Genomic DNA, 19,593 nt, shown 5'->3' with positions numbered 1-19,593 from the left:
GGCCGGCCCCCTCGCAGAGCGGGCGGCATCGCTCAAGCGAGGCGCCAGAGCTGGAGGGTCGGGCCGTCCCCGGGGAGGGTCACCGTGCCGTCCGGGTCGGGGCGCAGCGCGGCGGCGCCGCCGTACAGGTTCTCGCCGGAGCGGAGTCCGGTCAGCCGCAGCGGCGCGGCGGTGGCCCGGCGGGCCAGCACCAGCACCGCCCCCGCCGGTGACTCGCGCAGGAACACCAGGCCGTCCGGGTCGTGGTGCAGCCAGCGCAGCCCGCCGTGCCGCAGCGCGGGCTCGCTCCGCCGCAGGGCCAGCAGCGCCCGGTACGCGGCGAAGGTGCCCTCGTCCCAGGTCTCGGGCCGGTGCCACGGCATGGGCGTACGGGAATCCTCGCCGTTGGCGCCGGTGAGACCGAGCTCGTCCCCCGCGAAGATCATCGGGATGCCGGGCATGGTGGCGAGCAGGCCCACCGCCACCTCCTGCCGCGCGGCGTCCCCGACCACCGTGCGGATCCGGGCCGAGTCGTGCGACCCGAGCAGCTGCCAGGAGTGGGTGTACGCCCGCCACGACACGAGCGAGCGGTAGGCGTTCAGGGTGGCGAGCATCGAGCCGGCGTCCCGGGACCGGACGCCGCCGGGCGTGCCCAGGAAGTTGGGCACCGGCTGCTCCCCCTGCCGCAGCCACGACCAGAGCGGGTCGGTGAATCCGACGTAGTTCATGGTGCCGTGCCAGCCGTCGCGGTCCAGGTCACCGGTGTGGTCATGGCCGTGTTCGGCCATCAGCAGCCCGTCGGCGCGGGTCTCGGCGACCACGGCCCGCAGCAGCGCCGCCACCTCGTGGGTGTACGCGTCGGCACCCCGCCGGCCGGTCATGTTCGCCACGTCCACCCGCCACCCGTCCAGCCCGTACGGCTCGCGCAGCCAGCGACGCAGCACGGAGTCCGGCGCGGTGGCGAACCGGCGGCGCAGCTCCGCGCTGCCCCAGTTCAGCTTCGGCAGCGACGTCACCCCGTTCCAGGACTCGTAGCAGCCGGTCGCGTCGTCGAAGTAGTACAGCTCGCGCTCCGCCGCGCCCACATCGCCGGCGGCGGCGGTGAACCACCGGTGGGCGTCGCCGGTGTGGTTGCTGGTGATGTCGCCGAGCAGCCGCCACCCACGGGCGTGCACCGCGTCGGCGAGCCGGGCCAGCGCGGCGTCCCCGCCCAGCAGCGGGTCGACGGTGTCGAAGCCGGCCGCGTCGTACCGGTGGTTGGAGCGGGCCGGGAAGATCGGCGTCAGGTAGACGGTGTTGACCCCGAGCCGGTCCAGGTGGTCCAGCCGCTCGGTGATCCCGTCGAGGTCACCGCCGTAGAACTGGTGCGGCGTCTCCGGGCCGCGTCCCACCACGGGCGTGTCCCAGTCGCACGGGATCGCCCAGTCCGGCAGCGCGCGGCCCTTCGCCTCCGCGGAGCGGGCGAACCGGTCCGGGAAGATCTGGTAGATCACCGCGTCCCGGGCCCAGGCCGGCGGCGGCGCGTGGCTGACCAGCTTGAAGTCGCCGTGGTCCGGCACGTCGTGGTCGACCGACCCGGCGGCGTTGAGCCAGCGGTGGCCGTGCCGGCCGGTGAGCAGGAACCGGTAGTTGCTGACCGGGTTGCGCACCCGCACCGGCGCCCGCCACCACACCTCCCCGTCGTCGACCCGGTCCACCACCGCTTCCGCGAAGCGGGGCTCACCGTCCCCGGTGGTCCGTACGTGCACCTGGCGGACGTCCGCGTCGACCGGCGTCCGGACGAACACGTCGACGGTGTCCCCGAGCGCGGGCTCCTGCTCGGGGACGTACAGGGCGGACCCGTCGTGGTGCGGGCTCCGGCTCATCCCTTCACCGCGCCGGCGGTGAGGCCGGAGACGATGTAGCGCTGGAGCAGCTGGAACACCAGCACCGTGGGGATCGCGGTGAGCAGGGTGCCGGCCGCGAAGATGCCGAAGTTGTTGTTCCGCTCGTCGCCCTGCAACAGGCCGAACATGCCGACCGCGAGGGTCTTCGACTCGGCGTCGGTCAGGAACACGTTCGCCATCAGGAACTCGTTGATGGTGCCGATGAAGGCGAGCAGGCCGGTCACCGCGATGATCGGCGCCACCAGCGGCAGCATGATGCGGACGAAGACCTGGGCGTGCGTGGCGCCGTCCATCGTGGCCGACTCGTCGAGTTCCCGAGGCAGGGTGTCGAAGAAGCCCTTCATGAGCCAGGTGTTCACACCCAGCGCGCCGCCCATGTAGAGCAGGAACAGGCCCCACGGCGTGTTGAAGCCGACCGCCGGCCACAGGTCGGTGACCGTGGTGAAGATCAGGAAGATCGCCACGATCGCCAGGAACTGCGGGAACATCTGGATCAGCAGCAGCGACAGCAGCCCGACCCGGCGGCCGCGGAACCGCATCCGGGAGAAGGCGTACGCGGCGAGAGCCGACAGGGCGATCGACGCGAACGAGGCCAGCCCGGCGATGAGCAACGAGTTGAGGAACCACCACTCGAAGGCGGTCCGCTCGAACAGCTCGCCGAAGTTGCCGAACGAGACTCCCCCGGTCGGCAGCAGCGACGTCGACGAGAGCGTCCCCAGCGGGTTGAGCGCGGCCGAGAGGACGAACACGATCGGGAAGAGGCTGAACAGCACGGCGAGCACGGCGACCACGTGCCGCCAGCCCACCCGCGCGAACCCGCGCTTCCTCCGCCGGCCGGCGGACCGGTCGACCGGCGGGGAGCCGGCCACCCCGTCGCCGGCGGTGGCCCCGGTGAGCGTGGTCATGCGTACACCTCCTCCTGCTTGCGGGTGCGCCGGAAACTGATCGCCGAGACGACCGCGACGATCGTGAAGATGAAGAGCGAGATGGCGGCGGCGAAACCGAACTCGGCGCCCTGCCCACCGAACGCCAGCCGGTAGGTGTAGGTGATGAGCAGGTCCGTCGCGCCGTTGGTCGAGTTGTCGGCCGGGAACGGCGCGCCCTCCGTGGTCAGGTAGATCGCGTTGAAGTTGTTGAAGTTGTACGCGAACGACGAGATCAACAGCGGGGAGAGCGCGATCAGCAGCAGCGGCAGGGTGACCGACCGGAACGACTGCCACGGCGAGGCGCCGTCCACCGAGGTCGCCTCGGTCAGCTCCCGCGGGATGGCCTGGAGCGCGCCGGTGGCCACCAGGAACATGTACGGGTAACCCAGCCACAGCTGCACCAGCAGGACGGCCGCGCGGGCCGACCACTCCTGCCCGAACCAGTTCACTCCGAGCCCGAACAGGTTGTTGATCAGCCCGAAGTCGGTGTTGAACATGTCCCGCCAGACCAGCAGCATCGCGAACGACGGCATGGCGTACGGCAGGATCAGCAGCACCCGGTAGAGGTTGGTGCCGCGCATCCGGGGCGAGTGCAGCGCGAGCGCCACGAACGTACCCAGGAGGAACGTGCCGCCGGTCGAACCGATGGCGAAGGCGAAGTTCCAGACGAGCGTGCCGAGGAACGGCCCGGAGATGTGCGAGTCGGTGAGCACGCGGGTGAAGTTGCGCAGCCCGACGCCGACCTTCCAGCCCTGCGCCAGCCGATCGCCGTCGTCGGCCACGAACGAGCCGGTGGACTCGTCCGCGGTCCAGGTCCGGCCGGTCTCGGTGTCCCGGACGCAGTCGCATCCGGCGTCGTACGCCCGGACCGCCGTGCCCTCGTAGGCCCGGGACAGGCCGGCGGAGCGCAGGGCGCCGCCGGAGGTCGGCACGACCAGGTCGGTGATCTCCTGGCTGCGGGCGCTGGCCTGCCCGAAGTTCAGCACGGTGTAGCCGTCGGCGGCGGTGACCTTGCCGCCCGCCGCGACGGTGACCGCGCCCGGGTCGAGTCGGCGCAGCCCGTCGGCGTCGCCGGCCGAGACGGTCCCGGTCGCGGGGTCGGTGACGAGGAAGACCAGCGGGCCGGTGGCGGGGTCGCCCTCGGTGGCGACGGAGAGGGCGTACTCGGTGGAGCCGGGTACCTGCTTCACCGACGCGGTCTGGATCGCGACGATCGCGTCCTGCTTGCTGCCGCGGTGTCCGTCGCCGAAGTTCGTGAAGGCGGTGCTCGCCGTGTAGAGCACCGGGAAGATCTGGAAGGCGATCAGGAACAGCGTGCCCGGCACCAGGTACTTGGCGGGGACGTGCCGGCGACCGAGATAGAGGTGGAACAGCCCGGCGGTGGTGGCGGCCAGCAGCGCCAGCCCCACCCACTGCTCCGCCTCGATCAGCGGGAAGGCCGCCCAGATCGCGACCCCGGCCACGAGGCCGAGCAGGACCACCTTGACGCCGAGGCCGGTCAGGGTGATCGGCGCGTTCGCACGCGCGGTACGACTCCTCGCCGGCCGGGTGTCGACCGGCTCCCGGCCCGGGGTCCGCGTGGACCCCGGGCCGGACAGCGACGTGCTCATTACTTGATCTGCCCCGCGATGGTCTGGCCCGCGGAGGTGATGGTCCTGGTCGGGTCGGCGCCGCCGATGACGGCCGCCTCCGCCTTGCCGAACGGGTCCCAGATCGCGGCCATCGCCGGGATCGCCGGGAGGACCTGACCGTTCTTGCCGGCCTCGGTGAACTTGGCCAGGTCCGGGTCGCTGCCCTTGACCTGGTCCAGCGCCGCGGTCAGCGCCGGCGGGCGGGGCTCGGCCTGGTACAGCGCCACGGCGAGGTCCGGGGTGGTCACGTAGTTGGTGACGAACTCCTGGGCGAGGGCCTTGTTCTTGCCCTTCGACGCGACGTAGAACGCCTGGACGCCGACGAAGGGCTGCGCCTCCTTGCCACCGGCGAAGCCGGGGATCGGGGAGATGTCGTACGTGATGCCGGCCTTCTTGACGTCCGCGACGGCCCACGGGCCGGACACCAGGAACGCGCACTTCTTGGCGGTGAAGGTGGCGGTCGAGTTCTCCGGGGTGATGGAGCGCTTCAGCGCGCCCTCGCCCTTCTCACCGAGCGCGCCGATCTTCTTGAACGCCTCGATCGACTCCGGCTTGCCCACGCCCAGGTCCTTGGGGTCGTAGTCGCCGTTGGCGGCGGTGCCGAACAGGTAGCCGCCGGCCGAGGTGTAGAGCGGGTAGATGTGGTAGGCGTCGCCGTTCTGGCCGGACTGGAGGCACAGGATCTCGCTGGCCTTCTTGTCCGCCTTGAGCTTCTTGCCGGCGGCCACCAGGTCCTCGATGGTCTTCGGCGCCTCGGGGGCCAGCGCGGTGTTGCGGATCAGCGCGAGGTTCTCCATCGCGTACGGCACGCCGTAGAGCTGGCCGTTGAACGTGACCGCCTTGACCGCGGTCTCGTTGAACGCGCTCTTCTGCTCGGCGCCGAGCTGGACCGGGTCGATGGCGCCGTTCTGCACCAGGTTGCCGATCCAGTCGTGCGCGCCGACCACCACGTCCGGGCCGCTGCCCTGCTGGGAGGCGGTCACGAAGTTGGTCTGCAGGTCCTTGGAGACGGCCTGCACCTCGACGGTGACGCCGTTGTCCTGGCCGAACTTCTCGGCGAACGGCTTGAGGGCAGCGGTCCGCTTGTCGTCGGCCCAGATCACCAGCTTGCCGCCGGCGGCCTTGGGGGATTCCTTCGTGGCCGGTTCGTCGCCGCCGCCACCGCAGCCCGAGGCGGCGAGCGCCAGGGCGAAGACGGCGACCACACCCGCGGTACGGATGCGCATCGGTACTCCTGTCGTCATGGCGGGTCCGCCGGGGGACGGGCCCGCCAGGGGGAACCTCTGGAAGTTCTTGCCAACCGGCGCGCCGACGGCGCGCCGCAGCTCTCGCCTGTTGCGGGGACGTTAGCAAGAGGTTTCATGGAATGGAAGGGCTTGCAGAACCGTACGCAAGAACTTGCCTGTGAGCTACAGTGCCGCCATGCGCGCTCGACTGTCCGACATCGCCCAGCAGGCCGACGTCAGCGAGGCCACGGTGTCGCGGGTGCTCAACGACCGCCCCGGTGTGGCCCCGGAGACCCGGCAGGCGGTCCTCACCGCCCTCGACGTGCTCGGCTACGAGCGCCCGGCCCGGCTGCGCAAGCGCAGCGCCGGCCTGGTCGGTCTGGTGGTGCCGGAGCTGGACAACCCGATCTTCCCCGCCTTCGCCCAGGTGATCGAGTCGACGCTGGCACAGAGCGGGTTCACCCCGGTGCTCTGCACCCAGACCGCCGGCGGCGTCACCGAGGACGAGTACGTCGAGATGCTGCTGGATCGGCAGGTCTCCGGGATCGTCTTCGTCTCCGGTCTGCATGCCGACACCGCGGCCAACCACGAGCGCTACCGGGCGCTGATCGCCCGGCCACTGCCGATCGTGATGATCAACGGGTACGTGCCGGACGTCGCCGCGCCCTTCGTCTCGTGCGACGACGGCGAGGCCGCCGAGCTGGCCGTCGCGCACCTGGTGGCGCTCGGGCACCGGCGGATCGGCCTGATCACCGGCCCGGACCGGTTCGTGCCCGTCCGCCGGAAGGTGGCCGGCTGGCGCAACGCGATGGCCCGGCTCACCGGGCTCGACGCGTCCGAACTGGACGCTCTCGCCGAACTGACGCTCTTCGGCGTCGAGGGCGGCGAGGCGGCGGCCGGCCGACTGCTGGACCGGGGCGTCACCGGCGTCGTGTGCGGGTCCGACCTGATGGCCCTCGGCGCCGTCCGCGCGGCGCGGCAGCGCGGCCTGTCCGTGCCGGCCGACCTGTCCGTGGTCGGCTACGACGACTCGCCGCTGATGGCCTTCACCGACCCGCCGCTGACCACCATGCGCCAGCCGGTCACCGCCATGGCGGTGGCGGCGGTCCGGGCCCTGGTCGACGAGATCAACGGGCACGCGGCGCCGCACTCGGAGTACCTCTTCCGACCGGAGCTGGTGGTCCGGGGCTCGACCGCGGTCGCCCCGGCGGGCCCGGCCCGCCCGGTCCCCGGCGGGTCCGGGCGCCGGCCGACGCCCCCGGCGTTCGCGGTGCCCGCCTGACCCGCGTCCCCGCACCCTGCAGCGAACGACGACAGCCCAGCCGTTTCTTGCGCAAGCGCTGCTTGACTCTTGCAGCGCCTGGCCTGCATTCTGCTCAGACACCCCGCGCGCCGCCCGGGTCGCGTCGGGGGCCGTCGACCGCGCCGAGAACGGGGACCACCACCCATGACCGCCACCCAGCCGCGCCCGCTGACCACCGACGATGACTGGTGGCGCTCCGCCGTCGTCTACCAGGTCTACGTCCGCAGCTTCGCCGACGCGAACGGCGACGGCATCGGTGACCTGCCGGGTCTCCGGGACCGCCTGCCCTACCTGCGGGACCTCGGCGTGGACGCCCTCTGGCTGACCCCCTTCTACACCTCGCCCATGGTGGACGGCGGCTACGACGTGGCCGACTACCGCGACGTCGACCCGATGTTCGGCACGCTCGCCGACTTCGACACGATGATCGCCGACGCACACGCCCTGGGGCTGCGGATCATCGTCGACCTGGTCCCCAACCACACGTCCAGCGCCCACCCCTGGTTCCGCGCCGCCCTCGCCGCCGCGCCCGGCTCCCCGCAGCGGGCCCGCTACCTCTTCGCCGAGGGCCGGGGCGAGGACGGCGAACTGCCCCCGAACGACTGGGAGAGCATCTTCGGCGGCCCGGCCTGGACGCGCGTGCCGGACGGCCAGTGGTACCTGCACCTGTTCGACCCGGCCCAGCCGGACCTGAACTGGCGCCACCCCGAGGTCCGCGCCGAGTTCGAGGACATCCTCCGCTTCTGGCTCGACCGGGGCGTCGACGGCTTCCGGATCGACGTGGCGCACGGGATGATCAAGGCCGAGGGCCTGCCCGACGTCGGGTTCGGCACGCTGACCACCGGCCAACGCCAGGTCGAACTGCTCGGCAAGGGCCGGCTCCCCTACTTCGACCAGGACGAGGTGCACGACATCTACCGCTCCTGGCGGCCGATCCTAAACAGCTACCCGGGCGGCCGGATGGCGGTGGCCGAGGCCTGGGCCGAGACGCCGCAGCGGTTGGCCCGCTACATCGGTCCGGACGAGCTGCACCAGGCGTTCAGTTTCGACTTCCTCGACGCCACCTGGTCGGCCGACTCGTTCCGCAAGGTCATCGACACCGCGCTCGCCGAGTCGACCATCGTCGGGGCCCCCACCACCTGGGTCCTCTCCAACCACGACAAGCAGCGGCACGTCACCCGCTACGGCGACGGCCCCGACGGCCTGCGCCGGGCCCGGGCGGCGACCCTGCTGATGCTCGCCCTGCCCGGCTGCGCCTACCTGTTCCAGGGCGAGGAGCTGGGCCTGCCGGAGGTCCTCGACCTGCCCGACGAGCTCCGCCAGGACCCCGCGTTCCTGCGCACCGGCGAGAGCCGGGACGGCTGCCGGGTGCCGATCCCGTGGGACGGCGAGCTGCCCCCGTACGGCTTCGGACCGGCCGACAGCGACCGGAGCTGGCTGCCCGCGCCGGCGACCTGGCGGGCCCTCTCGGTGGCCGCGCAGGCCGGCGTGCCCGACTCGACGCTGGAGCTCTACCGCGCCGCGCTGCGGATCCGGCGCGCGCACCCCGCGCTCTCGGCCGACGCGGGCGGCGTCACCTGGCTGGAGACCGAGCCCGGCATGCTGGCGTTCACCCGCGCCGCGGGCGACACCGTGCTGACCTGCGTGGTCAACATCAGCGGCGCGCCGGTCGTGGCCGACGGTCACGGCGAGCCGCTCGTCGCCAGCGCGCCGCTCACCCGCCAGGGCGACGGGCATCTGCTGCCGGTCGACGCGGCGGCCTGGTTCGAACGCCGCTGAGCGGGTAACCCGTCAGCGACCTGGTCGTCCGTTGTGCCCCGCGCCGACGGGCGACTGGGCACCGGCCCCTTGTGGTGGGGGGTGAGGTGGCCTCGGCGCCTCGCGGGTTTCTCCCCGCGGGGCGCCGACGTCCACCCGGTCCCACAGTGGCCGGTGCGGAAGGTGTCGCCCACGCTGCCCCGGGGTACCGGGTACCACGACCGGACAGCGGTGGCGGAGGTGGCAGATGGTGGCACGAGTGGCGCAGTACACGCTCGACGTCGAGGACGTCGACCGGATGGCCGCCTTCTGGTCCGCGGCGCTCGGCTACCGCGTCGACCAGGGCGGCGACGGCAGCGCGAAGCTGTTTCCCCCGGCCGGCGGGCACGGGCCGACCGTCTGGTTGCAGGGCTCGGGCACCCCGAAGCGGGGCAAGAACCGGCTCCACCTCGACCTGACCGGCGACGGCGACCCGGGCGCGGAGGTGGCGCGGCTCGTGGCGCTGGGCGCCCGGCACGTCGACGTCGGGCAGACCGGGAACGAGCAGTTCGTGGTCCTCGCCGACCCCGAGGGCAACGAGTTCTGCGTCCTGGACCACGCACCGGTCCTGCGCTGACGGCCGACCGGGCGGGGAGGACGCTCAGGTGCCCTTGGCGGTCAGGATCTCGGCGATCCGCCGGAAGCCGTCCCGCAGTTCGGCCTCGGTCGGCGGGACCGTCGGCTCACCCCGGCCGGCCTCGTCCGCCGCGGCGTCCAATTCCTCGTCGATGGTGTCCTCGAAGTCGCCGTAGAGATCGGCCTGGTCGGTCTGCGCGGCCTCGTCCTCCGCCGCGATCTGGGCGGCGGCGATCTCACTGCGGATCTCCTCGGGAGACAGCGCCGGCAACAACGGCTCGACCACCGCCATCAGCTGCTCCTCGGCCACCACCGCCTCGGCGAGGGCGAGCGCGTGCGGACGCTCGTACGGGCCGCAGACGACCGGTTCCCACTCGTCGTCCTCACCGAGCGGCCCGAAGGTGATGATCCACGGCAGGCCGAGCATCGGCGAATCGCTCGGCAGGTCCAACGTCACGAGTGCGCCCACGGGCCCATCATGGTCGGTCCGCCCTGCCGCTCGGGCGTCATTCGGCCGATCCCGCCCCGATCCCCCCGGTTCCGGACCCGCCCCGGCACCGGTCCACGGCGTGGATCCACCCGCGCTCACCACGGTCGGGACGCGTCCAGGGCCGCCCGGACCAGCGCGAGGGCCGCCGCCGGTGGCACACCGAGCCGGCGGGCCTGGGCGGCGTAGTCCGCGGCCACCCGCTGCAACCGGTCCATCGCGTCGTCGCGGCCGGGCGCCACGAAGGTGCCGTTTCGACCCCGGGTCTCGATCAGGCCGCCCGCCTCCAGCTCCCGGTAGGCCCGGGCCACGGTGTTCGCGGCCAGGCTCAGGTCCTCGGCGAGCTGCCGGACGGTGGGCAGCCGGGTGCCCACCGGCAGCCGACCGTCCCCGATCAGCTCGGCGAGCTGCGCCCGCACCTGCTCGTACGGCGGCACGGACGACCCCACGTCGACCGAGATCAGCACGCCGACCCCCTTCTCCTTCAGCCGGCACCACCGGGTGTGCCGGGATCGGTGTCCGCGTCGATGTCGGCCGGCGGCGACCCCGCGGCGAGGTCCACCACGCGGCCCCGCCCGCTCGTCGCGGCGAGCGCCGCGCCGAACAGCATGAGTTGGTTGAGCAGGTAGAGGTAGAGCAGCAGGCCCACCGCACCGGCCACGACGGTGTACGCCGGGTTCCGCTCGGTGCGGACCACGTAGAAGCGCCCGACCGTGTTGAGCAGCGTGATGCCGACGGCGACGAGCCACACCACCGGGCGCAGCCGCGCCCGGCTCATCCGCAGCCGGGGGATCGCGACCAGCAGCAGCGTGGCGAGCACCGCGTTGACCAGCACGCTGAGCACCGCGCTCAGCGTGGTCAGGCCGAGCGACCCGGTGCTGCGCAGCAGGAAGCGCAGCGCCGACTCCAGCGCGTCGACCGCCGCCACCGAGAGACCGAGCAGCACGAAGACGACGATCATCACGCCGATGTCGACCAGCCGGCGGATCACCAGGTTGCCGGGTTGCTGGTTCAGCCCGTACATGAGCCGCTGGGAGGATCGGATGGCCTCGATCCAGCCGATCCCGGTGAACGCCAGGATGATCAGGCCGACCACGCCGACGGTGCTGCTGCTGTCGGAGATCTGCACCGGGTCGAGGAACGGCAGGTTCTGCTCCAGGAACCCGGCGACGCCCTCGCTGACGTCGTCGTTGCCCTGCAGGATCGCGCCGAAGATCGCGTACGCGACCAGGGCGAGCGCGAAGACCGCGAAGAACCCGTAGTAGGCGATCGCCGCGGCCAGCCGACCGCCGAGCACCTGGGCGTAGAGCGCGCCGGCCCGCCAGACGTGGTCGAACACCGGCGACCGGCGGCGGGCGGCACTCACCCGGCGGTCGATGGCCGCCTCTACCCGGCCGATCACGTTCACGCCGTCATCCTCGCCGATGTCAGCCCGTTCCGTGGGGAACCCCCGGCGGGCGTGCCACACGCCCGGTCAGCCGCCGAGCCGGAAGTCCCGCCGGGGTTGCCAGCGGGTCTGCCCGCTGTGCGAGAAGAGGGTGAACGCCCCCACCTCGAACATCGCCGAGAAGTCGGCCAGGTCCTCGTACGCCCGGTCCAGCGCCTCCGGCGCGACGTCCTGCGCGACGGTGACGTGCGGGTGGTACGGGAAACGTGCCTCGCGGTGCAGCTCCGGCGCGGCGGAGATCGCGGCGGCGAGCAACTCGCACTCGCTGATCCCGGCCGCGACCGCCACGAAGACCACCTGGGTCACCGGCCGGAACGTGCCGGTGCCCCGCAGGTGCAGGGTGAACGGCAGGTGGGTGGCGGCGACCGCGGCCAGGTGCCGTTCCACGGCGGGCAGCGTGTCCAGCGGTATCTCGGTGGGCCCGAGCAGCGTGACGTGCGCCGGGATGTCGGCGGCCTGTGGGTCGCCCGCCTCCGCGCGTCGCTTGGTGAGCTGTGGGCCCCAGGGCTCGGGGATGTCGACCGCGACGCCGATCTGGATGCGGTCGCCCGCGTCCGGCACCCCGTCCCTGTCCACCACGCTGCGCGTCACCTCTCCGGCCACCGGCCCGTCCACCCGTCCCGCGTCGCGTCGCGGCGTTACTCGCCGCGCACCGGCGGGAAGAACCCGATCCGCTCGTACGCCTCGCGCAGCGTCGGCGCGGCCACCGCGCGGGCCTTCTCCGCCCCGGCGGCCAGCAGCTTGTCGAGCTGAGCGGGGTCGTCGAGGTAGCCGCGGGTGCGCTCCTGGATCGGACGGACGAACTCGGCCACCACCTCGGCCAGGTCCTTCTTCAGGTCGCCGTAGCCCTTGCCGGCGTACGCGGTGACCAGGTCGTCGATCCCGCGGCCGCTCAGCGCCGAGTAGATGGTGAGCAGGTTGGAGATGCCGGGCTTGGTCACGGCGTCGAAGACGATCTCGCGGCCGGTGTCGGTGACCGCGGAACGGATCTTCTTGGCCGAGCGGGCCGGGTCCTCCAGCAGGTCGATGATGCCGGCCGGCGACGAGGACGACTTGGACATCTTCGCGGTCGGCTCCTGCAGGTCGGTGATCTTCGCGGTGTCCTTCACGATGTGCGGCGCGGGCACCGTGAAGGTCTTGCCGAACAGCGAGTTGAACCGCTGCGCCAGGTCGCGGGAGAGCTCCAGGTGCTGCCGCTGGTCCTCGCCGACCGGCACCGCGTGCGCCTGGTAGAGCAGGATGTCCGCGGCCTGCAGGATCGGGTAGGTGAACAGGCCGACGCTGGAGCGGTCGCTGCCCTGCTTCTGCGACTTGTCCTTGAACTGCGTCATCCGGCTGGCCTCGCCGAACCCGGTGATGCAGCCGAGCACCCAGGCCAGCTGCGGGTGCTCGGGCACCTGCGACTGGATGAAGAGGGTGCTGCGCTCGGGGTCGATGCCCACCGCGTAGAGCTGGGCGGCGGCCACCCGCGACCGCTGCCGCAGCACCGCGGGGTCGTGCCCGGCGGTGATCGCGTGCAGGTCCACGACGCAGTAGAACGCGTCGTGCGTCTCCTGCAACGCCACCCAGTGCCGCACCGCGCCCAGGTAGTTGCCGAGGTGGAACGAGTCGGCCGTCGGCTGGATGCCGGAGAAGACGCGTGGGCGGGCGGGTACGTCGGACATGCCGGCAATTCTGTCAGCAAGCCCGGGGGCACGTCATGACGGGCCGGCGGGTCGCGCGCCACTCGCCGCCGCGGGTGCCGTGACCTCCCGCCGTTGCTCCGGCAGGCGGACGGCGGAGACGGCCAGCCGGGCCACCCGGCGCCCCTCCAGCGCGAGCACCCGCAGCAGCCAGCCGCCCGCCGGCTCGGCCGGATCCGGTTCGCCAGCGTCGGGTGATCCCGGCGCGACCGGCACCTCGTCACCGGCGACCGGCAGCCGGCCCAGGGCGGCCATCACGAAACCGCCGACCGTCTCGTACGGGCCGGACGGCAGCGGCACGCCGGTGCGCTCGGCGAAGTCGGCCAGGTTGAGCCGCCCGTCGACCACGGCGGGCAGCCCGTCGCGCGCCGGCTCCGGCACGCCGCCGTGCCCGTCGTGGATCTCCCCGACGAGCTCCTCGATCAGGTCCTCCAGGGTGACGATGCCGGCGGTGCCGCCGTACTCGTCGACGACGACCGCCAGATGGTGCCCCTCCCGGCGCATCTCGGTGAGCGCGGCGAGCACCCGCTTGCTGCCGGGCAGCCGCTTGACCTCCCGGGCCAGCTCGCCGACCGTGGCGCACCCGTCGGTGTCCGGCCGGAGCAGCACGTCGCGCAGGTGGACGAAGCCGACCACGTCGTCGTGCGTGCCGTCGGTCACCGGGTAGCGGGTGTGCGGTTCGGCGCGGACCAGCCGGGCGGCCTCGGCGATGGAGAGCCCGGCGGGCAGGAACACCACCTCGGTGCGGGGCATCATCACCTCGCGTACCAGGCTCGCGCCGGCCACCAGCACCTCGTCGATGATCCGGCGCTCGTCGGCGTCGAGCAGGGTGTTGGCGGCGACCAGGTCGCGCAGCTCGGCCTCGCTGATGCGTTCCCGGCCCGCCGCGGGGCTCGCGCCGAGCAGGTCGGTGACCAGACGGGTGGCCGCGTCGGCGGCCCGCACCACCACCCGGGCGACGGCCCGCGCGACCGGTCCCGGTTCGCGGCGGGGCGACCGACGGACACGTCGCCGGTGCTCGGGGACCCCCTCCCGCATGCCAGAGATGGTAGAGCCCGGAACGTCGCGGCACCGGGCTTCCGCACAGATGCCGCACCATGTTCAACTCTGTTGGATCGTGAGAGTTTATGATGGAATCAGGAGGCTGACCGGGAGGGGCCGGTCCGCGCAGCCACCATAGGGTGATCACCGAGGGGCCGCGTCCCGCGTGGCCGCCAGGCAGGAGGCAACGACCGTGAAACTGCTCGTCACCGGCGGCGCCGGGTTCATCGGCAGCGTGGTGACCCGGATGCTGCTCGACGCCGGCCACCAGGTGGTCGTCCTCGACGACCTGCGCACCGGCCACCGCGAGGCCCTCGCCCCGCAGGCCACGTACGTCGACGCGACCATTCACGACGCCGCCCGGGTCGTCACCCCCGAGGCCGGCTTCGACGGCGTGCTGCACTTCGCCGCCCTCATCGCCGCCGGCGAGTCGATGGTCAAGCCGGAGATCTACTGGCACACCAACACCGTCGGCACCCTCGCGCTGCTCGACGCGGTCCGCGCCGCCGGGGTCCCCCGCCTCGTCTTCTCCTCCACGGCCGCCGTCTACGGCAACCCCACCGAGCTGCCCATCCCGGAGACCGCCGTCAAGGCGCCCACCAACACGTACGGGGCGACCAAGCTCGCCGTCGACATGGCGCTCACCTCCGAGGCGATCGCCCACCAGCTCGCCGCCGTGTCGCTGCGCTACTTCAACGTCGCCGGCGCGCACCTCGACGGCGACGTCGCCCTCGGCGAGCGGCACGACCCGGAGACGCACCTGATCCCGATCGCGCTGGAGGTGGCCGCCGGCCGGCGCGAGAAGCTCCAGCTCTTCGGCGACGACTACCCGACCGTCGACGGCACCTGCGTGCGCGACTATATCCACGTCGCCGACCTGGCCCGGGCCCACCTGCTCGCGCTGGACGCCGCGACCCCCGGCCAGCACCGCATCTACAACCTGGGCAACGGCAACGGGTTCACCAACCGCCAGGTCGTCGACGTGGTCCGCGAGGTCACCGGCCGCCCGGTGCCCGTCGAGGTCGCCCCTCGCCGCGAGGGTGACCCGGCCGAGCTGGTCGCGTCGTCCCGGCTGGCCCGGGAGGAGCTGGGCTGGGTGCCGCAGAAGCCGACCCTGCACGACATGGTCGGCGACGCCTGGGCCTTCTACCGCGCGCACATCCTGGAGCAGGGATGACCGACGTCGCCGACCGCGCCACCGCCGGCTTCCGGCGGGAGTTCGGCGCACCGCCCGCGGGCCGCTGGGCGGCTCCCGGCCGGGTCAACCTGATCGGCGAGCACACCGACTACAACGACGGCTTCGTGCTGCCCTTCGCGCTGCCTTTGCGGACGATCGCCGCCGCCGACCGGCAGGACGGCCCACGCTGGACGGTCTGGTCCGAGCTCTCCGGCGAGACGATCACCTTCGACGCCGCCGACGTCGACGAGCCGGGCCGGGTGACCGGTTGGGGCGCGTACGTCGCCGGAGTGGTCTGGGCGCTGCGCGACGCCGGCCACGACGTGCCCGGCGCCCGGCTGGCGATCGCCTCCGACGTGCCGCTGGGCGCCGGCCTCTCCTCCTCGGCCGCGCTGGAGGCGGCGGTCCTGACCGCCCTGGTCGACCTGGGCGGGCTCGACCTGCCCGCCGAGCGGCAGCCCCGGCTGGCCCAGCGGGCCGAGAACGCCTACGTGGGGGCGCCGACCGGGATCATGGACCAGTCGGCCGCGATCCGCTGCCGCGACGGGCACGCGCTCTTCCTCGACTGCCGCACCGAGGAGGTCGAGCACATCCCGTTCGACCTGCGGGCCGCCGGCCTCGCCGTGCTCGTCGTGGACAGCCGGGCCCCGCACCGGCACGCCGACGGCGAGTACGCGGCCCGCCGCAGGTCCTGCGAGGCCGCCGCCACGCTGCTCGGCGTCCCGGCGCTGCGCGACGTCGGCGTGGACCAGCTCGACGCGGCGCTCGCCCGGATCGACGACGAGGAGACCCGGCGCAGGGTCCGGCACGTGGTCACCGAGGACCAGCGGGTGCTCGACACGGTGGCGCTGCTGCGCGCCGGCCGGGTACGCGAGATCGGGCCGCTGCTGACCGCGTCGCACGCGTCGATGCGGGACGACTTCGAGATCACCGTGCCGGAGATCGACACCGCGGTCGAGGCGGCCCTCGCGGCCGGCGCGCTCGGCGCCCGGATGACCGGCGGCGGCTTCGGTGGCTGCGTGCTCGCCCTGGTCGAGGCGGACGCCGCCGACACGGTGGCCGAGGCGGTCACCGCCGCGTACGCCGACCGGGGCTTTCAGACCCCCACCCACCTGACGGCGCTCCCCGCCCCCGGCGCGACCCGCCTCCCCTGACGACCCCGTCCGCCGCTCCGCACAAAGTGATCGAGAGGTTCGCGTCCGGGTCCGAGCCGGATCCGACGCGAACCTCTCGATCGCCGGGGAGAGCAGGTGCGGGTCAGGACGCTTCGATGATCATGGCGGCGCCGACCGTGCGGTTGGTGGTCTCGTCGATGACGACGAACCCGCCGGTGGTGCGGTTACGGCGGTACTCGTCGGCCAGCAGCGGAATCGTCGTCCGCAGCCGCACCCGGCCGATCTCGTTGAGCCGCAGCTCGTCCGCCGACTCGTCCCGGTGCAGCGAGTTGATGTCCAACCGGTAGTTCAGCCCGCGCACGATGGCCCGGGCCGACCGGGTGGTGTGCTTGATCGCGTACTTGCCGCCGACCCGCAACGGGCGGGTCTCGTCCATCCAGCAGACCATCGCCTCGATGTCCTGCGCCACCGCCGGCGCGTTGTTCGGCCGGCAGATCAGGTCGCCCCGCGAGATGTCGATCTCGTCGGTGAGGCGTACGGTCACCGACATCGGCGGGAACGCCTCCGCGACCGGGCCGTCGGCGGTCTCCACCGCGGCGATCCGGCTGGTGAACCCCGACGGCAGCACCATCACCTCGTCACCCGGCTTCAACACACCCGACGCGACCTGGCCGGCGTAACCCCGATAGTCGGTGACGGTGGTCGACTGGGGACGGATCACGTACTGCACCGGGAAGCGGACGTCGACCAGGTTGCGGTCGCTGGCGATGTGCACCCGCTCCAGGTGGTGCAGCAGCGACGGGCCCTCGTACCAGGGCATGTTCGCCGACCGGCTGACGATGTTGTCGCCCTTCAACGCGGAGACCGGCACCACCGTCAGGTCGGGCACCTCCAACTTCGCGGCGAACGCGGTGAACTCGTCCGCGATGCGCTCGAAGGCCTCCTGCGACCAGTCGACCAGGTCCATCTTGTTGACGCAGAGCACCAGGTGCGGCACCCGCAGCAGCGAGCAGAGGAACGCGTGCCGGCGGGACTGCTCGACCAGGCCCTTGCGGGCGTCCACCAGGATCAGCGCCAGGTCGGCCGTGGAGGCCCCGGTGACCATGTTCCGGGTGTACTGGATGTGCCCGGGGGTGTCCGCGATGATGAACTTCCGCCGGGGCGTGGCGAAGTAGCGGTACGCCACGTCGATGGTGATCCCCTGCTCCCGCTCCGCCCGCAGGCCGTCGGTGAGCAGCGCCAGATTCGTATACTCGTCGCCGCGCGCCGCGCTGACCGCCTCCACGGCCGCCAACTGGTCGGTGAAGAGCGACTTCGTGTCGTACAGCAGCCGGCCGATCAGCGTCGACTTGCCGTCGTCCACACTGCCGGCGGTGGCGAACCGCAGCAGATCCATGGGCCTGGCCTCCGGCCCGGTGGTGGTGCCGGCCGGGGCCGCGATCTCGGTGGTCATCAGAAGTAGCCCTCCCGCTTGCGGTCCTCCATGGCGGCCTCGCTGACCCGGTCGTCACCGCGCGTCGCGCCCCGCTCGGTGATCCGGGTCGCCGCCACCTCCTCGATGACCTTCTCCACCGTGTCCGCATCGGACCGCACGGCGGCGGTGCACGACGCGTCGCCGACCGTGCGGTAGCGCACCCGCGCCTTGAACCGCTCCTCACCCGCCCTCGGGCGGAAGAACTCGTTGACCCCGTAGAGCATCCCGTCGCGCTCGACCACCTCGCGCTCGTGCGCGTAGTAGATCGACGGCAGCGCGATCCGCTCCCGGGCGATGTAGTGCCACACGTCCAGCTCGGTCCAGTTGGACAGCGGGAACACCCGGATCGACTCGCCCGGGTGGTGCCGGCCGTTGTAGAGCGCCCACAGCTCCGGGCGCTGGTTCTTCGGATCCCACTGGCCGAACTCGTCGCGGAAGCTGAACACCCGCTCCTTGGCGCGCGCCTTCTCCTCGTCGCGACGGGCGCCGCCGAAGAGCGCGTCGAAGCGGTGCTTCTCGACCGCGTCGAGCAGCACCGGCGTCTGGATGCGGTTACGCATCCCGTCGGCGGACTCCCGGACCAGCCCGGTCGCCAGCGCCTCCGGGACGCTCGCCACCACCAGCTGCAACCCCAGCTCGGCGACCCGTTGGTCGCGGTATTCCAGCACCTCGGGGAAGTTGTGCCCGGTGTCCACGTGCATCACCGGGAAGGGGATGTTCGCCGGCGCGAACGCCTTCTGCGCCAGCCGGAGCATCACGATCGAGTCCTTGCCGCCGGAGAAGAGCAACACCGGCCGCTCCATCTCGGCGACCACCTCGCGCATCACGAAGATGCTCTCCGCCTCCAGCGCGTCGAGGTGCGAGACCTGGTACGCGGGCGCGGTCACGACCGGGGCTCGATTCGCTCGCTCATGATTTCCAGACCTTTCCGGTCGGAGATGTCGAGAACCTCCGTCAGGCTACCCGGAATGTCTCTGCAGCGCCGCAAGCAACCGGGGAGCGAGATCCTTGCGACAGACCAACAGGTCCGGCAGGCGTGGATCCGCTTCGTTGTATTTCAGCGCAGAACCATCGATCCGGGAAGCGTGCAACCCGGTGGCCGTCGCCACAGCCACCGGCGCCGCCGAATCCCACTCGTACTGCCCGCCGGCGTGGATGTACCCGTCCACCTCGCCCGTGACCACCGCGGCGATCTTCGCGCCCGCCGAACCCATCGGCACCAGATGCGCGCCCACGTCCTCCGCCAGGTCGGTAAGGAACACCGGCGGACGGCTCCGGCTCGCCGCGAGCCGGATCATCCGCCGGCCCGCCGTCGCCGCCTCCACCGTCATCGGCGGGTACGCCGGCGGATAGTCCGTCGCCAGCACCCGGTGCTGCGCCGGCAACGCCACCGCCCCCGCGACCAGCCCGTGCGGGCTCGGCGCGTGCCGCGACCAGAGCGCCACATGCACCGCCCAGTCCGTACGCCCGTCCTCGGCGAACTCACGGGTGCCGTCCAACGGGTCGACGATCCACACCCGGTCGGCGGTCAGCCGCGATACCGCCGCCTCGTTCACCTCCGCCGCCCAGGCCAACCGCGCGCCCTCGTCCTCCTCGGAGAGCACCGCGTCGCCCGGCCGCCACCTCGCCAACTCCGTACGGATCAGGTCGTGCGCGACCTTGTCCCCCGCCGACCGCAACGCGCCCGGGTCACCGAACCCCGTCTCCGCCCGCAGGGCGACCAGCGCCTGACCCGCCCGCCCGGCGAGCCACCGGGCGAACGCGCCGTCGATCATCGGTGGAGTGCCCATGACTACCGCTCCCGTCGCCTCGCGGCCCGGGTCACCCACCGGGCCGTCCCGCCGCG

Annotated in this window: 18 protein-coding genes; 5 read left to right on the top strand and 13 right to left on the bottom strand. The window is 72.5% G+C overall.

The features are described 5' to 3' along the window. Positions 1–32: 32 nt before the first annotated feature. The 4 genes from ACIBTV_RS18230 to ACIBTV_RS18215 are packed head-to-tail and all read right to left on the bottom strand — an operon-like array spanning position 33 to position 5,648. Positions 33–1,844, bottom strand: coding sequence for a glycoside hydrolase family 13 protein (locus ACIBTV_RS18230; protein WP_396706256.1), 1,812 nt, complete (start codon positions 1,842–1,844; stop codon positions 33–35). Next, on the bottom strand, positions 1,841–2,770 hold the full coding sequence (locus ACIBTV_RS18225; protein WP_396706254.1) for a sugar ABC transporter permease: 930 nt from the start codon (positions 2,768–2,770) through the stop codon (positions 1,841–1,843). Before ACIBTV_RS18225 ends, ACIBTV_RS18230 begins: the two co-directional genes overlap by 4 nt. Then, entirely contained in the window at positions 2,767–4,401 is a 1,635-nt protein-coding gene (locus ACIBTV_RS18220) for an ABC transporter permease subunit (protein WP_396706252.1), read from the bottom strand. Before ACIBTV_RS18220 ends, ACIBTV_RS18225 begins: the two co-directional genes overlap by 4 nt. Continuing rightward, positions 4,401–5,648 carry an extracellular solute-binding protein gene (locus ACIBTV_RS18215; RefSeq protein ID WP_396706250.1) on the bottom strand — a complete coding sequence of 416 codons (1,248 nt, stop codon included), beginning with the start codon at positions 5,646–5,648 and terminating at the stop codon, positions 4,401–4,403. The genes ACIBTV_RS18220 and ACIBTV_RS18215 overlap by 1 nt, the downstream gene beginning before the upstream one ends. 196 nt (positions 5,649–5,844) lie before the next feature. On the opposite strand from ACIBTV_RS18215, the gene ACIBTV_RS18210 reads away from it, so the two are divergent. The 3 genes from ACIBTV_RS18210 (at position 5,845) to ACIBTV_RS18200 (ending at position 9,325) form a co-directional block, all read left to right on the top strand. Beyond that, entirely contained in the window at positions 5,845–6,930 is a 1,086-nt protein-coding gene (locus ACIBTV_RS18210) for a LacI family DNA-binding transcriptional regulator (protein ID WP_396706248.1), read from the top strand. Positions 6,931–7,095: 165 nt separating this feature from the next. After that, on the top strand, positions 7,096–8,730 hold the full coding sequence (locus tag ACIBTV_RS18205; protein WP_396706246.1) for a glycoside hydrolase family 13 protein: 1,635 nt from the start codon (positions 7,096–7,098) through the stop codon (positions 8,728–8,730). Positions 8,731–8,956: 226 nt separating this feature from the next. Further along, positions 8,957–9,325, top strand: a complete 369-nt coding sequence (locus ACIBTV_RS18200) for a VOC family protein (RefSeq protein ID WP_396706244.1) — start codon at positions 8,957–8,959, stop codon at positions 9,323–9,325. 24 nt (positions 9,326–9,349) lie between these two features. Here ACIBTV_RS18200 and ACIBTV_RS18195 read toward each other — a convergent pair whose 3' ends face one another. The 6 genes from ACIBTV_RS18195 to ACIBTV_RS18170 form a co-directional block, all read right to left on the bottom strand. After that, positions 9,350–9,793: a hypothetical protein gene (locus ACIBTV_RS18195; protein WP_396706243.1), complete on the bottom strand. Its 444-nt coding sequence runs from the start codon at positions 9,791–9,793 to the stop codon at positions 9,350–9,352. A 116-nt stretch (positions 9,794–9,909) separates the two neighbouring features. Then, positions 9,910–10,278: a GntR family transcriptional regulator gene (locus ACIBTV_RS18190; protein WP_396706241.1), complete on the bottom strand. Its 369-nt coding sequence runs from the start codon at positions 10,276–10,278 to the stop codon at positions 9,910–9,912. Positions 10,279–10,295: 17 nt separating this feature from the next. Continuing rightward, positions 10,296–11,219 carry a YihY/virulence factor BrkB family protein gene (locus ACIBTV_RS18185; RefSeq protein WP_396706239.1) on the bottom strand — a complete coding sequence of 308 codons (924 nt, stop codon included), beginning with the start codon at positions 11,217–11,219 and terminating at the stop codon, positions 10,296–10,298. Positions 11,220–11,285: 66 nt separating this feature from the next. After that, positions 11,286–11,837, bottom strand: a complete 552-nt coding sequence (locus tag ACIBTV_RS18180) for a 2'-5' RNA ligase family protein (RefSeq protein WP_396706237.1) — start codon at positions 11,835–11,837, stop codon at positions 11,286–11,288. Positions 11,838–11,896: 59 nt separating this feature from the next. Next, complete coding sequence (trpS, locus tag ACIBTV_RS18175; RefSeq protein ID WP_396706234.1) at positions 11,897–12,922, bottom strand: tryptophan--tRNA ligase; 1,026 nt, start codon at positions 12,920–12,922, stop codon at positions 11,897–11,899. Between the two features lie 33 nt (positions 12,923–12,955). Next, a complete protein-coding gene (locus ACIBTV_RS18170) occupies positions 12,956–13,978 on the bottom strand; it encodes a hemolysin family protein (RefSeq protein ID WP_396706232.1) in 1,023 nt (340 codons plus the stop codon). A 196-nt stretch (positions 13,979–14,174) separates the two neighbouring features. On the opposite strand from ACIBTV_RS18170, the gene galE reads away from it, so the two are divergent. Together galE and galK are read left to right on the top strand one after the other, a co-directional pair. Further along, positions 14,175–15,158, top strand: a complete 984-nt coding sequence (gene galE / locus ACIBTV_RS18165; protein WP_396706230.1) for a UDP-glucose 4-epimerase GalE — start codon at positions 14,175–14,177, stop codon at positions 15,156–15,158. Continuing rightward, positions 15,155–16,312 (top strand): galactokinase, encoded by a 1,158-nt coding sequence (gene galK, locus ACIBTV_RS18160; protein ID WP_396706228.1) that lies wholly within the window; start codon positions 15,155–15,157, stop codon positions 16,310–16,312. The genes galE and galK overlap by 4 nt, the downstream gene beginning before the upstream one ends. A 103-nt stretch (positions 16,313–16,415) precedes the next feature. Here the strand turns inward: galK and ACIBTV_RS18155 are convergent, their stop codons facing one another. The 3 genes from ACIBTV_RS18155 to ACIBTV_RS18145 form a co-directional block, all read right to left on the bottom strand. Then, positions 16,416–17,726 (bottom strand): sulfate adenylyltransferase subunit 1, encoded by a 1,311-nt coding sequence (locus ACIBTV_RS18155; protein WP_396706226.1) that lies wholly within the window; start codon positions 17,724–17,726, stop codon positions 16,416–16,418. Then, on the bottom strand, positions 17,726–18,634 hold the full coding sequence (gene cysD, locus ACIBTV_RS18150; protein ID WP_091592494.1) for a sulfate adenylyltransferase subunit CysD: 909 nt from the start codon (positions 18,632–18,634) through the stop codon (positions 17,726–17,728). Before cysD ends, ACIBTV_RS18155 begins: the two co-directional genes overlap by 1 nt. 72 nt (positions 18,635–18,706) lie before the next feature. Next, positions 18,707–19,537, bottom strand: coding sequence for an inositol monophosphatase family protein (locus tag ACIBTV_RS18145; protein WP_396706223.1), 831 nt, complete (start codon positions 19,535–19,537; stop codon positions 18,707–18,709). Positions 19,538–19,593 lie beyond the last annotated feature (56 nt).

This window comes from Micromonospora sp. NPDC049366 (assembly GCF_044466625.1).
GTDB lineage: Bacteria > Actinomycetota > Actinomycetes > Mycobacteriales > Micromonosporaceae > Micromonospora.
Note: the sequence above shows the minus strand (reverse complement) of the source record. Positions and strands in the feature narration are given on the sequence as shown.